The sequence below is a fragment of the Trichococcus sp. genome, from assembly GCF_049684335.1.
Lineage (GTDB): Bacteria > Bacillota > Bacilli > Lactobacillales > Aerococcaceae > Trichococcus.
Window position 1 is genome coordinate 1 of record NZ_JBAVFV010000012.1, and the last position, 15,188, is coordinate 15,188.

11 protein-coding genes and 1 pseudogene are annotated in these 15,188 nt (G+C 47.5%); 4 read left to right on the forward strand and 8 right to left on the reverse strand.

What is annotated here, in order from left to right:
• Positions 1-139 precede the first annotated feature (139 nt).
• Positions 140-1,561: an MFS transporter gene (locus WBM30_RS02105; RefSeq protein WP_424899146.1), complete on the forward strand. Its 1,422-nt coding sequence runs from the start codon at positions 140-142 to the stop codon at positions 1,559-1,561.
• Between the two features lie 58 nt (positions 1,562-1,619).
• Here the strand turns inward: WBM30_RS02105 and ilvD are convergent, their stop codons facing one another.
• Positions 1,620-3,317: a dihydroxy-acid dehydratase gene (gene ilvD, locus WBM30_RS02110; protein WP_424899147.1), complete on the reverse strand. Its 1,698-nt coding sequence runs from the start codon at positions 3,315-3,317 to the stop codon at positions 1,620-1,622.
• A gap of 312 nt (positions 3,318-3,629) precedes the next feature.
• A complete protein-coding gene (locus WBM30_RS02115) occupies positions 3,630-4,274 on the reverse strand; it encodes a hypothetical protein (protein ID WP_424899148.1) in 645 nt (214 codons plus the stop codon).
• A gap of 277 nt (positions 4,275-4,551) precedes the next feature.
• Here WBM30_RS02115 and WBM30_RS02120 point away from each other — a divergent pair, with 277 nt between their 5' ends.
• On the forward strand, positions 4,552-5,721 hold the full coding sequence (locus WBM30_RS02120) for a pyridoxal phosphate-dependent aminotransferase (RefSeq protein ID WP_424899149.1): 1,170 nt from the start codon (positions 4,552-4,554) through the stop codon (positions 5,719-5,721).
• A gap of 41 nt (positions 5,722-5,762) precedes the next feature.
• Here WBM30_RS02120 and WBM30_RS02125 read toward each other — a convergent pair whose 3' ends face one another.
• Both WBM30_RS02125 and WBM30_RS02130 read right to left on the reverse strand, forming a co-directional pair.
• Positions 5,763-6,308 (reverse strand): CDP-alcohol phosphatidyltransferase family protein, encoded by a 546-nt coding sequence (locus tag WBM30_RS02125; RefSeq protein ID WP_424899150.1) that lies wholly within the window; start codon positions 6,306-6,308, stop codon positions 5,763-5,765.
• Positions 6,309-6,450: 142 nt separating this feature from the next.
• The gene (locus WBM30_RS02130; RefSeq protein WP_086987268.1) at positions 6,451-7,200 is read right to left on the reverse strand and encodes a gamma-glutamyl-gamma-aminobutyrate hydrolase family protein; all 750 of its coding nucleotides are present in this window, start codon (positions 7,198-7,200) and stop codon (positions 6,451-6,453) included.
• Between the two features lie 618 nt (positions 7,201-7,818).
• Between WBM30_RS02130 and argH the strand changes: the two genes are divergently transcribed.
• Complete coding sequence (gene argH / locus WBM30_RS02135) at positions 7,819-9,210, forward strand: argininosuccinate lyase (protein ID WP_424899151.1); 1,392 nt, start codon at positions 7,819-7,821, stop codon at positions 9,208-9,210.
• A gap of 105 nt (positions 9,211-9,315) precedes the next feature.
• On the opposite strand, the pseudogene pyk reads toward argH, so the two are convergent.
• Positions 9,316-10,737 (reverse strand): annotated as a pseudogene (gene pyk / locus WBM30_RS02140) (pyruvate kinase); the annotation flags it as partial.
• Between the two features lie 147 nt (positions 10,738-10,884).
• Positions 10,885-11,814 carry an EamA family transporter gene (locus WBM30_RS02145; RefSeq protein WP_424899152.1) on the reverse strand — a complete coding sequence of 310 codons (930 nt, stop codon included), beginning with the start codon at positions 11,812-11,814 and terminating at the stop codon, positions 10,885-10,887.
• 145 nt (positions 11,815-11,959) lie between these two features.
• On the opposite strand from WBM30_RS02145, the gene WBM30_RS02150 reads away from it, so the two are divergent.
• A complete protein-coding gene (locus WBM30_RS02150) occupies positions 11,960-12,961 on the forward strand; it encodes a nucleoid-associated protein (RefSeq protein WP_424899153.1) in 1,002 nt (333 codons plus the stop codon).
• Positions 12,962-13,008: 47 nt separating this feature from the next.
• Here the strand turns inward: WBM30_RS02150 and WBM30_RS02155 are convergent, their stop codons facing one another.
• A complete protein-coding gene (locus tag WBM30_RS02155) occupies positions 13,009-13,863 on the reverse strand; it encodes an ABC transporter permease (RefSeq protein ID WP_424899154.1) in 855 nt (284 codons plus the stop codon).
• Complete coding sequence (locus WBM30_RS02160; RefSeq protein ID WP_424899155.1) at positions 13,860-14,774, reverse strand: ATP-binding cassette domain-containing protein; 915 nt, start codon at positions 14,772-14,774, stop codon at positions 13,860-13,862. Before WBM30_RS02160 ends, WBM30_RS02155 begins: the two co-directional genes overlap by 4 nt.
• Positions 14,775-15,188: the final 414 nt, after the last annotated feature.

A 15,188-nucleotide genomic window follows, 5' to 3' on the forward strand; every position in this document is an offset into this window, starting at 1 on the left:
CCTTTGACTTGAATACGTTTTCTCACTATACTAATATCAGATTAAGAAAAACAATTTCATATTGTGATACAAAATTTCCGCTATCATTATTTTCACCCTTCTTATCAAAAATAATCTTTTATGGGAGGAAGTTTTAAAAATGGCTCAAAATCAAATAACAGGGGCTACAAAACGTCCGTTCGGATTCCGTGACTTACTCGGATATTTCATGGGTGACTTCGGCTGCAATATGAGTTTCACGCTAATTTCCAGCTACATGTTCATCTTCTACACACAGTACATCGGGATTTCATTGGCCCACTATTCCATCATCATTCTGATCACAAAGATCTTTGATGGCATCAACGATCCGATCATCGGCGCAATCGTCGACCGCATGGGTGCAAACAAAAAAGGCGAAAAATTCAAACAATGGATTATCCGCGGGGCTCCTTTCTTGGCATTGGCAGCAACCGTTATGTTCATCGACGCAGCCGACTGGAGCTATCCTGCTAAACTTGGCTTGTGTATCGGCGGCTACATCTTATGGGATGTCACCTATACAGTCGTTAACGTACCTTACGGAGCCTTAAGCTCTGTTATGACTTCCAAACCTTCACAACGCGCTGCTCTATCCAATGCACGTTCTTGGGGATACATCATCGCCGGTGTTCCTCTAGGCATCCTGATTCCGATGTTCGCTTACGAACAGGTCACAAAAAATGGCCAAACAGCCAGTATTTTCCGCGGCGAAAGAATGTTCCCGATTGCTGTCATTTTGGGTGTCGTTTCCATCGTCGCCTTTGCCCTTCTGTATCTGAACACTGAAGAACGCATCCAACACGTAGGGATTGAAGGCGAAGAAGTGAAATTCAACTATTTCAATACATTAAAAGACTTCTTCCGCAACCGCGCAATTCTGGGTATCGCTCTTGCTTCCATCGCGCAGATACTGTTCATCATGGGCGGGAACCAGTTGCACCAATTGACTTACCAGATGTACTTTGGGGACGGAACTTTGAGTTCTTACTCCATCCTGACGCAAGTTATCCCATTGTTCGTGGGTACTGCTATCGGGGGTGCCTTGGTCGGAAATCTGGGCAAAAAGGAATTATCCACTTGGCCATTGATCGGCTCCATCGCAGTCTATGCTTTCCTTTACTTGGTCGAAATCACAAACCCGATTCTTTGGATTGCGATGCAGATCATCGCAAACAGTTTCGCCTTCGGTTTGACAATCTACACGTGGGGTATGGTTGCTGACGCGATCGATTTTCAAGAGTGGAAGACCGGCATCCGAAACGAAGGTTCGGTCTACGCTACTTACTCTATGCTACGTAAAGTCGCACAAGGCTTCGGACAATCCTTCATCCCTGCAGCCATCGCTATCCTGATTCCAACATTGGATGTCAAAAATCCTGTGACTTGGACCGCCGAAAACTCACTGGCCATCCGGAATATGGCTACCCTGTTCCCACTGATTGGCTATATCCTGATCTTCATATGCTTAAAGTTCATCTTCAACTTGGACAGAAAAACAGTTGCAGAGATGCAAGTCGCTTTAGGCCGTGACGAAGAATAACCCGTCCACAACAAAAAAATCCCAACCGGATCATTACTTCCGGTTGGGATTTTTTGTATTATTCGTGTTCGGCAAAGAACTCTTCTGGTGTCTTCAGAACGCCGCCGGTATTGGCTGATGTAACCAAAGCTGCGTAACGTCCCAACCAACCTGTCTTCACTTTAGGCACAAAGCGCGTCTGTTTTTTCTTTCTTTCTTCCAGCACTTCATCAGGGACGCTTACGTTGATCGTACGGTGCTCCAGATCGATGACGATTTCATCGCCATCTTCAATCAATGCGATAGGACCACCTGAAGCTGCTTCAGGAGAGATGTGTCCGATCGCGATACCGCGTGTGGCACCTGAGAAGCGGCCATCCGTGATCAGTGCAACCTCGCGGCCTAATCCGCGTCCCACGATGGAAGACGTTGGAGCCAGCATTTCCGGCATCCCGGGTCCACCTTTAGGGCCCTCATAACGGATGACGACAACATGACCTTTTTTGACAGTACGGTTATCGATGGCTTCCACTGCCTCATCATGGCTGCTGAAACAGATCGCTTTTCCAACGAACTTTTTGATGTCGGCATCCACGCCGCCTACTTTGATGACGCCGCCGAAAGGAGCGATATTCCCGTTCAGGATGGACAAGCCACCGACCGGAGAATAGGCATCTTCGTATTTGTGGATGACTGCTTCATTTTTGATTTCGTGGCCCGCGACATTTTCACGGATCGTCTTGCTGGTGACTGTGATGCGGTCCGGGTGCAGATTACCGTGTTTGATCAATTCGTTCATGATTGCCGGCACACCGCCCGCCTCATGCACATCATGCATGGAGTAAACAGATGATGGTGCTATTTTTGATAGATACGGAGTTGTTTCCGCAATCTCGTTGATACGGTTCATGTCATAGTCGATTCCGGCTTCTTTCGCCAAAGCCAATGTATGCAGCACCGTATTCGTTGAGCCGCCCATCGCCATATCCAAGGCGAAGGCATCATCGATTGCATCAGCAGTGATGATGTCAAGCGGTTTGATGTCTTTTTTGACTAAGTCCATCAATTTGAAAGCCGCTTCGCGGATCAGTTCTTTTCTCTCGTCGCTGACTGCCAAAGCAGTACCGTTGTATGGCAATGCCAATCCCAATACTTCCATCAAACAGTTCATCGAGTTGGCGGTGAACATCCCCGCACAAGAACCGCATGTTGGGCAAGCGTTGGCTTCCATATCGAAGAATTCTTCCTCGGTCATGTTGCCTTCTTTGAAAGTGCCGACCGCTTCAAACATGGATGACAATGTCAGAGCCTGTCCAGTAGCGGAAAGCCCAGCCTTCATCGGGCCGCCCGAGCAGAAAATCGCCGGAACGTTGGTGCGGACAGCAGCCAACAGCATACCCGGGGTAATCTTATCGCAGTTCGGGATGTAGAAAACACCGTCGAACCAGTGTGCGTTGATGACTGTTTCAGCGGCATCGGCAATGATTTCGCGTGATGGCAATGAGTAACGCATCCCGATGTGCCCCATCGCGATCCCGTCATCGACACCGATAGTGTTGAACTCAAAAGGAATCCCGCCGGCTTCACGGATCGCTTCTTTGGCGATATCGCCTAATTCTCTCAAATGCACGTGACCAGGTACGATATCTGTATAGGAATTGCAGACAGCTATGAACGGTTTGTCCATATCTCCTTCTTCCCTGATTTGTCCGGTCGCTCGCAATAAGGAACGATGTGGCGCTTTATCTATTCCCTTTTTGATTTTATCACTACGCATTGCTGTCTCCCCTTTTTTCCGTATATTTATAAAAAAGAAGCCCTCATGTGATGTAGGGCTCCAGCTTGCGTCGAGCCCTGATTCACTAAGAATAGGACTCAACTAATTGAATAGTTTGAATCCTAGGGCATAATAATGACTAATAAAGTGTTTACAGCATGGTAAGCTCTCGTACTGTGTGCGTTCATTCTTCTCATCATACTGCAACTCCTTTCATTATCTTTCTTTAAATATTAAATCTAAATTAGAAATAAGTCAATGCTTTTATTTTTCTTTCATAATCCGTTCAACTGACTCAATCCATCGTGTCTCCTAAAGGACAGGGACAGGCGAGAAGTTGTCCGGAAAGCGGAGATCAGCACCATCCGAATCAATGGATTCGATCATCATTTCAGCTTCATATGCCAAACCTTGCCCGACCGCACTCATCGACAGCTCATTGAAATGACAAAGAACCCCTTCATACAAAGGTACAAACGGCAGTGCTTCCAAAACGTCTGCCGGCCTCATCAGGGCCACTGGCTTATTGGCTTGCAGCACGTCCCCCTCCACTAATACAGTCGAAACAAAATGTGAACAAAAAAAATAATTTTCCCTATCCCATACCTTATTAAATAGGGCGGGAAATAGCCCCAGCAGATTGTAATGGTACTTTTCTTTGTCCTTTTCGAATGACGATACATAGCCTCTCATCACTGCTGCCTGTTCCTCTGACACAGTCAACGAATACACCGCGCATTTTGCCTGGCTGTAGAAAGCAGATGTAACATCTTCGTGTATGAACCCTCCTATAAAAGGGTTATTGGCTTTCTTTCGGCCGAAACTGAAGGTATCCGCCAGTTCTGCATCAAACGCCAAGGATACATGGTTGTATTTTTTTCTCGTAAACAGTTTGATGGTCCGAGTCAACATAGACCCTGTATCCGTCAATAATAAATAAATCTTCTGGTCTGACATCCTTGTGCTCCTAAATTGTTATTACAAAACCTGACTTCCACCCATTTAAATAAAATTAACGATAAGATAGGCCATCCCGTTGCAGAAAAGGAAAAGTCGTTCTGTTTTTGTATCCATCCTTTCATTATACCAAAAACAGTCCGGCTGAATGCAACTTTTCAGAAAATTATCTTTATCTTCCTTTTGATTCCATTCGTCTCCTCCGCTCCCGACACTAGGATAGTCGAAGAATATCTGATAAAATAGAAGAAAAGTTGATTATAAGGAGCAAACATACATGTACCATTGGTCTGAATTATCCAAAAACTATCCGGCATCCAGCATCCGAAAGATGGCGAAGCTGGCCGCCCAATTTGATGACACGCTGATGCTGACGATGGGCGAACCGAATTTCGAGACGGCCGAATACATCAAAAAATCCGGGCAGGATGCCATCGCCGCCAATCATACGCACTACGGCCCCAATGTCGGCGAGCTCGCTTTTCAGCAAGCCGTTGCGAAAAAATATACGGACCAGACCGGTATCCCCTTCGATCCGAGTGAAGTCATGGCGACTTTCGGCGGAACGGAAGCCATTCTGCACGTTATGATGGCGATCCTGAATCCCGGCGATGAGGTGATCATCGCCGACCCGAGCTATCCGAATTACCTCGGCCAGATCATGCTGTTGGGAGCCACAGTCGTGCCGGTACCCGTCTACGAAGCAAATTCATTCAAGATGCAGGCATCCGACATTGAGCAAGTACTGACCGACAAAACGCGTTTAATCATTCTGAATACGCCGAATAATCCGATGGGGTCGATCCTTGATCAAAGCGATATGGAAGCCATCGTGGCATTGGCCGATCGCCATCAGATCGCGATTCTGTCGGATGAAGTCTATGAAAGCCTCATTTATGATGGAAAGAAACATTTCAGCCTGTTCCAGATACCAGGAGCAAAAGAAAATCATTTCGTGGTGAACAGCTTATCCAAAACCTATGCGATGACGGGTTGGCGGATCGGCTATGTCGTCGGCAATAAGGAAGCCATCGATCGCATGGCCGAGTTCCGGGAAGGCATCGGATTCTGCGTTCCCCCCTTCATCCAGGAAGCCGCAATCGCTGCAATCACCGGACCGCAGGATGATGTCCGTTATTTCCTGGAACAATATGACCGTCGCCGCCACATCATCGTCGATGGCTTGAACCAGATCCCGGGCTTCCATTGTCTGAATACGGAAGGCGCCTTCTATGCCTTCCCGAACATCAAGGCATTCGGCAAGACTTCCTATGATTTTGCGATGGAAATCTTGACCGAAACCCACGTAGCGCTCACGCCGGGCTCCGCTTTCGGGAAAATGGGCGAAGGCTACTTGAGGATTCCGTTCGCCGAATCGGAAGAGGTCCTGCAGGAAGCCGTTGACCGCATCAAAGCCTATACCATAAAGGCTTATCCGAATTTATAGATAAAAAAAACGACGAGTCTCCTCGTCGTTTTTTTTGATTGCTAAATATCGATTTTGGCTGACTTGTTTTTTTTCCATGCTTGCCAGACATGGTAGGCATACTGCGAGAAGGTGATGACAGCCAACCCCCCGACGAACAGCTGCAGATAAACCAGTCCAGGCAGACGGAACAGGGAAAGCAGGATCGTGGCAAAAAGCAGGACAGTTGTGGCTTTTCCGAATACATTCGCCGGCACAATGATCTTCGGCTCGACATTCAGCAAAGCCACACCCAGCAGTATCTGCAGGCCGTCTTTTATCAATACGATCAGGAAAAACCAGCTTGCGATATACCCGATGTCCATCAAGGTGTACAGAACAGAAATCTGCATCACTTTATCCGCAAACGGGTCAGCCACCTGCCCGAATTTGGTGATGGCATCATATTTCCTGGCGATGTAGCCATCGATGATGTCGGTAAGGCTGGCAATCAGAAAAATGATCATCGCCCAACGGACCGGATGCGCCACATCGGAATAGAAGACCATCAAATAAAAAGGGATCAAAAACAGGCGTATCAGCGTCAGGATGTTCGGTACACGTTTCATAAATTTGGCCTCCCAGCTACCATTGGCGTTCTTCTTATACATATTTTAATCTATAGTGCGTTCTTTAGCTATTTTTAACAGAGTCGAACAAAAAAAATTCAGAAACCAAGCAACCGGATGGCAGCAGATTTCTGAACGATTCTCAATAATGCATCACGTTGTCTTGATAATGGATGCCTGTCCCCGCCAGGAAGACGATCTCATCGAAGAAATATTGCATTTTCTGGGAAGATGCCAGCATAAATTCCGGATGCCACTGCACTGCGAAGATGTTTTGGCTTCTTTCTTTTGCTTGGAAGGCTTCAATCAACCCGTCGGAGCTCCACGCGATTGCCTCAAATGGCTCCGCCAATTCCTTGACGCCTTGGTGATGGAAAGAATTGACAAGATGTTTCTCCCCTAAAAAGGAACGCAAGAAATTATTCGGCGCAATCGCAATCGAATGGGAAGCATACTGGATGTTCGTTTTTTGGTCATGTTGGACATCATACTCTTCCAGCTGGCTGATATCCTGATGCAGACTTCCGCCAAAAGCGACATTGATCAGCTGCATCCCACGGCATACCGCAAAAATCGGTTTGCATTGATTGTACGCCTCTCTAGCCAAAGCAATCTCGAAAGCGTCCCTCGCCGGATGTGTGACACCCAAGCGATGCGTAGGCTCCTCATCATAGAGGATCGGGGACACGTCCTGCCCGCCTGCCAAAATCAATCCGTCCACAGCATTGATGTAATGCTCTGCATCCATGGGATCGCTGATGGGAATCACGAGCGGAATCCCTCCTGCTACTTGTACACCATCGATAAAGCCTTGCGGTGTGTAGGTTTTTTCCATCTGATTGCCGAGTTCAGCGCTCAAATGGTTGCCTCCAATTCCTATAATCGGTTTCATCCCTTATTCCTCCCGTCACATTTTTTTCTAATGAAGTGCGGTCATGATCTGCAGACACTTCCCAAAAAGGCTGTTCAAATGAGCGTACGACGTACAAGCTTAACTTTACCGCAACACATATACATGTCCATGCAGCTGTCCATCATTCTCATTCCGCCGCCTCTATTATTGCTATTCGATAAATTTTTTCACCAAATTCACATTTAAAAATAAATTAATGCTATTGTAACGTGCTGCCATGCCTCTGTCAATGACGAGTTCTGGTGTTTTCCATTGCAGCATCTCATTTTTATTCTCAATTTTTCATGAATACCCTTGATTTCTCTTGCTTTTTGGACGCTTTTGCTCTAGGATTCAAGATAGAAAATAAAATTAAAAAAAAATGAGAAATTATGTGCGGGGAATGTTTTTATTGAACTGGGTAGCATTAAAAATAGACAGATTATGCGCATTTGCAAAAAGGGATTGAACTCGCCTTCGAAACAATTGTACAATTGACAGAAGCAAAAGAAAAAAGCAGCAATCAATAATGAAGCGTATTAAACTACTACAGTAAAGAGCCAGGGAGTCTAGAGTGGGAATCCACATCCAGACAAACGCCCTGCCGAGGAGGAAATTATGGCAATTTGGTCAAATAATTATCACGGTTCCATGAATGAAAAGGCATTTGAATTCAATTCATCCATCGATGCGGATGCCCGTCTGGTTTATGCGGATATCGCCGGAAGTATCGCTCACGCAAAAATGTTGGGCAAAACCGAAATTATTCCCCGCGAAGAAGCGGATGCACTCGTCAATGAGCTGGGCAAAATGAATGATGAACTGCAGGATGGCGATCTGACCATCGATTTCTCGGAAGAAGATATCCACAGCTTCTTGGAAGCGGAATTAACGCGTCGTCTTGGCGCTATCGGCAAGAAAGTCCACACCGGTAGAAGCCGCAATGATCAAGTAGCGACTGCTTTGAAGTTGTATTCTGTTTCTGCATTGGAGCATTTGTCCAGCCTTACCGCTAATGTTGCCCTCGCATTGAGCGAGAAAGCCGAACAGCATCTGGAAACGATCATGCCTGGTTACACCCATCTGCAACGTGCACAACCCATCACTTTTGCCCATCATCTGATGGCTTACACGGAGATGTTCTTGAGGGACAAATCCCGTCTGGATGATGCCCAAGAACGGGTGCTGCATTACTTGCCGTTGGGCAGCGCCGCACTTGCGACTACCACTCTTCCTTTGGACCGCGCCTTCACTGCTGAAGCACTCGGCTTCAAGGATTTTTCTCGGAACAGTCTGGATGGCGTATCCGATCGCGACCACTCCATGGAAATGTTGGCGGATATGTCGATCATCATGGTCCACATTTCCCGTCTGGCTGAAGAAGTCATCCTCTGGTCATCGCAGGAATTCGGCTTTGTGAAAATCCGGGATACATTCTCTTCCGGATCCAGCATCATGCCGCAGAAGAAAAATCCGGACATCGCGGAATTGCTGCGCGGTAAATCCGGCCGTGTCTTCGGCGATTTGATTGGCGTATTGACTTTGATGAAAGGCTTGCCGCTCGCGTACAACAAAGATATGCAGGAAGAGAAGGAATTGCTGTTCGAAGCGATCGACACGGTCACATTCTGTCTGGAGATTCTGCCTGCAATGCTGAACGATATGGACGTGATGGAAGCAGCCATGCTGAAGGCTTCGCAAAAAGGCTATCTGAACGCCACTGACTGTGCAGACTTCCTGGTTGAAAAAGGCATCCCTTTCCGTGACGCTTACCAGATCACCGGAAATATCCTGAAGGAGTGCGAGGAACAGAACCTGACGCTGGAAAACTTCCCGTTGGAGATGTATAAGAAACACTCGGACGCTTTTGATGAAACCATCTACAAAAAGGTTGACCTGAAGGAATGCGTCATCCGCAGAAATGTAGCCGGCGGACCGGCACCGGAACGCGTGAAAGAGCACATCGAGTCAGTCAAAACAAAATTAGAAGACTACCAAATCATTTCCTAATCACCAAAAATTAACATAAAAATGCGGGACCACCAGTTTTTGGTGGCCCCGCATTTTTTGTGTCCCTTAAAAAAATTTCTGATCAATTCAGTGTATTCACTCAGGTATCCGTTCGATCTTCATCAGATTGGTTGTGCCGCTTTCTTTTATCGGCGTCCCAGCAGTGATGACGATGGCGTCTCCAGGTTGCGCAAAGCCCTTTTCTTTCGCCAATGCGGTTACCTTGTTCAGCATATCATCCACAGTTTCCGGTTCTTCGATGACGAAAGCCTGAACACCCCAGACAAGCGTCAACCCTCTTTGGACCCTTTCGCTGTAGGTTGCCGCCAAAATATTCGCTTTCGGCCGGTATTTGGAAATCATGCGGGCCGTATGCCCGGAGCTTGTTGCCGCTACGATGGTCTTGATGCCCAAATTCATGACTGTGCGCGCTGCAGCTTGGCTGATAGCTTCGGTAACGGATGCCTTATCGAACAAAGACATGGTAGACAGGTTGCCGCCATTTGCCTCTAAAGCTTCTTCCGTCCGTTCCGCGATCCGCGCCATCATCGCGACAGTTTCGACGGGGTACTGGCCGACAGCCGACTCTCCGGAAAGCATGACTGCGTCTGTTCCGTCAAATATCGCATTCGCGACGTCGCTCGCTTCTGCCCTTGTCGGCCTCGGATTCCATTGCATGGAGTCCAACATCTGAGTGGCGGTGATGACTTGTTTTCCGACCAGATTGCATTTCCGGATCAGGTCTTTCTGGACGATCGGCACGTCACCCCCATTGATTTCCACACCCAAATCGCCGCGCGCAACCATCAAGCCGCTGCACACCTTGAGTATCTCTTCGGCATTCTGGACGCCTTCCTGGTTTTCGATTTTGGCGATGATCTGCGTGTGCGTCGCATCCATCTCTTCAAGGATCTCGATAATTTCCAGAATATCACTGGCCCTGCGGACAAAGCTGGCAGCGATGAAGTCCACTCCCTGCTTGACACCGAAGCGGATATCCGAAGCATCCTTTTCCGTCAGCCCAGGCATACTGAATTTAGCTTCCGGCACATTGATGCCTTTTGAATTCTTCAGGATGCCATCCACTTGGACAATCGCTATGATTTCTTTGGATTCATAATTGATGTCCGTAACCTCCAAAACCAACAGTCCGTCATCGATCAAAATATGCATGCCGATCGTCACATCATTGATCAGCTCAGGATAAGTGACAGAGAATTTTTCTTTTGTTCCCAGCACGGGTTCCATGCTGATGATTACCGACTCCCCGGAGACCAAGGTAACGGCGTCATTCGTCATTTTATTTGTCCGGATTTTCTGTCCTTGGATATCCATCATGATCCCTATATTTTTATTCGCCAACCGTGCAGCTTCCCTGACATTATTCAGACTGACCATATGCGTTTCATGTTCGCCGTGCGAAAAATTCAACCGCGCCACATTCATGCCGCTGTTCATCATCCTTACCAGCACATCGACGGAATCGCTGGCTGGTCCAATCGTGCAGACTATCTTCGTCTTTTTCACCATGTTAGCCCCTCATTTCTGAATTGACCATCCTCATACCCTGACATTTACCTATCTTCATTATAGAACAAATGTCCCTATTTAGAAATTATGACGCTATGGAAAGCAAAAAACGTGATACTTTTCGTCATCACGTCTTTGCGGAATTCAGATATTCGATTCGGTTTGGATAGCTTCGTTCGACTTCACTGGCTTTGATTTCAGCGTCAACAGGAACACGGTGGACAGGATCAAGGAGATACCGACCAGATCCGTCCAGTGGAGACTGGTCCCTAACCAAAAAACGGAAAGGAACGTTGCAGAAAGCGGTTCGGCCGATGAAAGCAGGCTTCCGACAGTTGCGCCGATGCGGTGCACCCCTTCCAAATAGAGACTGAAGGAAATGACCGTACCCAACAGGATGATAACCAGCAATGAAGCAAACGCAGAGAGGTCCCAAGTACCGATGATCCGCCAAGGCTGATACACGATTGAAAGCAGAACGCCACCTATCAGCATCCCCCAACCCAATGAGAGCAGCGTTCCATAAATTTTGATGAGACGGGCAGGCTGCAGATTGTAGATGACGACAGAAACCGCCGACAATAAACCGTACATCAATGCTTCCTGCGAAATGGCCAGACTGTCAAAGCGGCCATGTGTGGCCAAAAGGAAAATGCCGGCAACCGCAAAGACAATGGCTGCCATTTCAGCTGGCCGCGGTAATTTTCTGTTCTTGACGGAAAGGTAAACCATGATCAGGACCGGGGCCAAAAATTGCAGAACTGTGGCCGTTCCAGCATTTGAATGGCTGATCGTCGCAAAATACGTATATTGGCAAAAGGACAGTCCCAAAGCCGCAAACAGGAACAAATCCTTGCGGTCCCGCTTATCTTTCCAGACCCGAAAGATGGCATCCTTTTCTTTTTTGTAGCATAGCACCAACAAAATCAGGCCAGCCATCAGCATCCTGACGGCAACCAGCCAGCCGGATGTCAACCCACGCTGCTGCAGCAGAAACTGCCCGCTGGTTCCCGAAAGCCCCCACAGCAGAGCCCCTACAACGGTGAACAGCACGCCGGATTTATATTGAGACATTTCATTCCTCCAATCCTTTACTTTTTTCAAATAACATCATTATATGTGATGGCTAGATAAATAGAAAGCTGATATTTTTTGTTTTGTCCGAAAGGCGATTTTGTGGGATACTGATAAGCGTGAACGAAAACGGAGGTCGAAAAAATTGATACGCATTAAAGAAGCCATTTTACACATTTTGGACATCAACACGAATGAACCGATTTTTTCCTACGCTGGACTGGATACGTCAGAACGCATGATGATCGAATATATCGAAGCGATGGTCGCAAAGGTCGAAGATTCCGACAGCATGAAGGATGGGATCTTGGAAGAGGACAATCCGATGACTTCCCTGTTTAAAAATTGCCAAAGCGATTTTGTTGAAGGCACGAAAGCCTTGTCGGAAAAATTCTTCAATGTAACCAAATTGAATCCCGAAATCCCGCCTGCGGATCTGCTGATTGCGCATTTTGAATTGGATGAAGTGCCGTGCCTTGGGGTGTTCAAGCTGAATTACTCAGACAGCTATACGCACTTTGTCTCCTACGAAGGGGATGTCCTGACCAATCAGATCATCCTGAACCGCGCCATTCTGCCTTCGCAAAGACAAGCAATCCAGGAAGGCCTTGTTGTGAATCTGGATCAGATGGTATACCACGTCATCGAAAAAAAACACATGATCGCTGAGCTAGGTGAAAAGGTTAACTACTTCACGGAAATGTTCCTTGAAGACACGCCGAAACCGAGCCTGAAGGAGAATATCTCAATCATCAAAAAGGCTGTCCAAAAGACAAGCAAAGCCTTCAACGATGAAGAATTCCAGGTATTGGCCGAAACGAAGGAAGCCATCGTCACCAGCATGCAGGAAGACAATCTCATCGATAACGAAAAAATCGCTGAAGCCTTGTTCGGCGATAACTTCGCCAAAAAGCAGAAATATTTCGAACAGGTCGAGGAATTGGGCTATGTCGATCGCGCCCCTGCGGAAGCGGCAATCGCCGGACCGAAATATTCCAAACAAAAATTCCGACTCGATAACGGCATCGAAATCAGCATTCCGCTGGAGCTTTACAAAGACCCGGACGTTGTGGAATTCATCAACAATCCTGACGGCACAACATCCGTCATCATCAAAAATATTGAGAAAATCAAAAACTTATTCTGATCAGCAAAGAACCGATGACCTCACATTGAGTGCCATCGGTTCTTTGTTTATTTCGCTTTTCTGGAGATGTTCAGGATGGACAAGCCGTAAAGCAACAACGCTGTTCCAATCAGGATAAGGATGCTGGTGAAGGGAGTAACTGCGATTTCCCCGAAGCGGATGGTATGGCCCATCATCAGTTTAAAGGCATCCAACCCTTCAACCGGAACCCCTTCGAACGAGATTTTCAAAGGTTCCTCCATCATCACTTGCCTCATCAAGGAAGCCGAATAGGTCATCGGAAAAAGTTTGATGATCGTCTGCACATTATCCGAGAACTGTCCGATCGGCACATACACACCGGCAAGGAAGCCGATGATGGTGCCGAGGATCGTGCTGGCTGTTGCGAAAGCGTTCTGGCTTTGGAAGAAGGAAGTCAGGAAATAGACCATCGCACTGCTCGTCAATACGGTGAGCAGGATCAGTCCGATCATCTTCAGCATGGCAAGCGGAGCCAACAGTTCTCCTCCGTTCAGGAAGATGTACGCTTCGGCCAACACAAACGTTACGATGCTCATGATGAAACCCACAACCACCGAACTCAGGATGTAGCCTGCCGCCAATCTGCTCGAACGGATCGGCGAGACCGTGAAGTCCTTCAATATTTTATTGGCCCGGTCATCGATCATGACAGCGAATGCACCCATCGTTGTCGTGACCCCGGAGACCGAGATGACACCGGACATGATCCAGCTGTCCATGACGTACTGCGCACCAACCGAATCCCCCAGAGCGTTGGTCAAATTTTTTCCCAAGAAAAAGACGTAGAGTCCGATGATGATCAGCACTGCCAACAGGGAGAAGAAGACATTCGCCTTGTCCCTGAAAAATATTTTGATGTTGCGGCCAACGATCGGTATCATTCCTGCACCTGCTTTCCTGTAATCGCAATAAAGGCATCATCCATGGAACCTGCCACCACCTCAAAATAAGTCAGGTAAGGTTTGCATTGCTCCAGAATGGGCAGTGCATCCATTGTTTTGCCTAATTTCACACGGAAGAGATCTTGCTGCAGCTCATACTGCGCCTGATGAGCATCCAAAATACGGCTCACTTCGGAAACTGTTTCGGTACGCATCTTCAATACGTCAGAGCTGTACTTTTCCCTTAGTGCATCAGGGGTCCCTTCTGCGATGATTTCCCCTTCGTCGATGATGACGACATAATCAGCGCTGGCTGCCTCCTCCATGTAATGCGTCGTCAGAAAAATCGTCATCCCATGTTCAGCTTGAAGTTGCCGGATTGTATCCCAAACATTCTTACGGGTTTGGGGATCCAATCCGGTTGTTGGTTCATCCAAAAAGAGGATCTTTGGTGTGTTGATCAAGGCCCGCGCGATATCGGCTCGCCGCTTCTGCCCCCCGGACAACTTTCCGTACGGCCTGTCCAAAAAATCCGTTACTCCGGCAGCCTCGGTCGCTCTGAGGAATGCCGGTTCCCAATCAGCTTTGGGCAATCCGTAAAAACTCCCTCTCACCTCAAGATTTTCCTTGACGGTCAACAATTTGTCCAACAAGTTTGTTTGGAAGACGACGCCTATATTGGAACGGATCGCAAAGTCATCCTTTCCTAGAGTATAACCGTTGATCCTGACTTCCCCACTGTCCGCCTGCAGCAGCGTGCAGATGATATCGATCGTCGTCGACTTGCCTGCTCCGTTAGGCCCCAAAAATGCAAAAAGCTGACCGGCATTCACATGGAAATCGATGTTCTTGACCGCCTGCACATCTCCGAAACGCTTTGCTAAGCCTTTGACTTCTATGATTTTTTCCAACTGAAAACACCCTCTCTGATAGCGCAGTACTGCTATTCCAGAATATATAAAACTTCTTCATGTTCAGTGTATCAGAATGGGGATTGAAGACAAAATAATTATGGGCCGGAGTACGGTATTCATTTTTTTCATGTGTGCTCCGGCGAGCGGAGGCTTCGTCGGATTTCAGCCAACATTCTGAGTTGTTTCCTCCGATGAGGGCAGTTTGGCCGGAGGTAAGTGCGAAAGTTACAGGCGTACTCCGGTGTGCGGATCCTCGCAGGAGCTGGCAATCGCTCCAACTGCTCTCCTCTGGTCAGCGACAGCTCTCCACAGCATATTGCTGGCAGCTAACAAAAAAACAGAGGCCATCTCTTTTTGAGACAGCCCCTGCTTACATTTGTTACGTTCTATCAAACGCGTGATGATTCCTAC

Bases quoted from the DNA above. Each gene is read 5' to 3' on its own strand.
- WBM30_RS02155 (WP_424899154.1), bottom strand. From the start codon at position 13,863: ATGATACCGATCGTTGGCCGCAACATCAAAATATTTTTCAGGGACAAG.
- argH (WP_424899151.1), top strand. From the start codon at position 7,819: ATGGCAATTTGGTCAAATAATTATCACGGTTCCATGAATGAAAAGGCA.
- WBM30_RS02145 (WP_424899152.1), bottom strand. From the start codon at position 11,814: ATGTCTCAATATAAATCCGGCGTGCTGTTCACCGTTGTAGGGGCTCTG.
- WBM30_RS02125 (WP_424899150.1), bottom strand. From the start codon at position 6,308: ATGAAACGTGTACCGAACATCCTGACGCTGATACGCCTGTTTTTGATC.
- WBM30_RS02120 (WP_424899149.1), top strand. From the start codon at position 4,552: ATGTACCATTGGTCTGAATTATCCAAAAACTATCCGGCATCCAGCATC.
- WBM30_RS02130 (WP_086987268.1), bottom strand. From the start codon at position 7,200: ATGAAACCGATTATAGGAATTGGAGGCAACCATTTGAGCGCTGAACTC.
- WBM30_RS02115 (WP_424899148.1), bottom strand. From the start codon at position 4,274: ATGTCAGACCAGAAGATTTATTTATTATTGACGGATACAGGGTCTATG.
- ilvD (WP_424899147.1), bottom strand. From the start codon at position 3,317: ATGCGTAGTGATAAAATCAAAAAGGGAATAGATAAAGCGCCACATCGT.
- WBM30_RS02105 (WP_424899146.1), top strand. From the start codon at position 140: ATGGCTCAAAATCAAATAACAGGGGCTACAAAACGTCCGTTCGGATTC.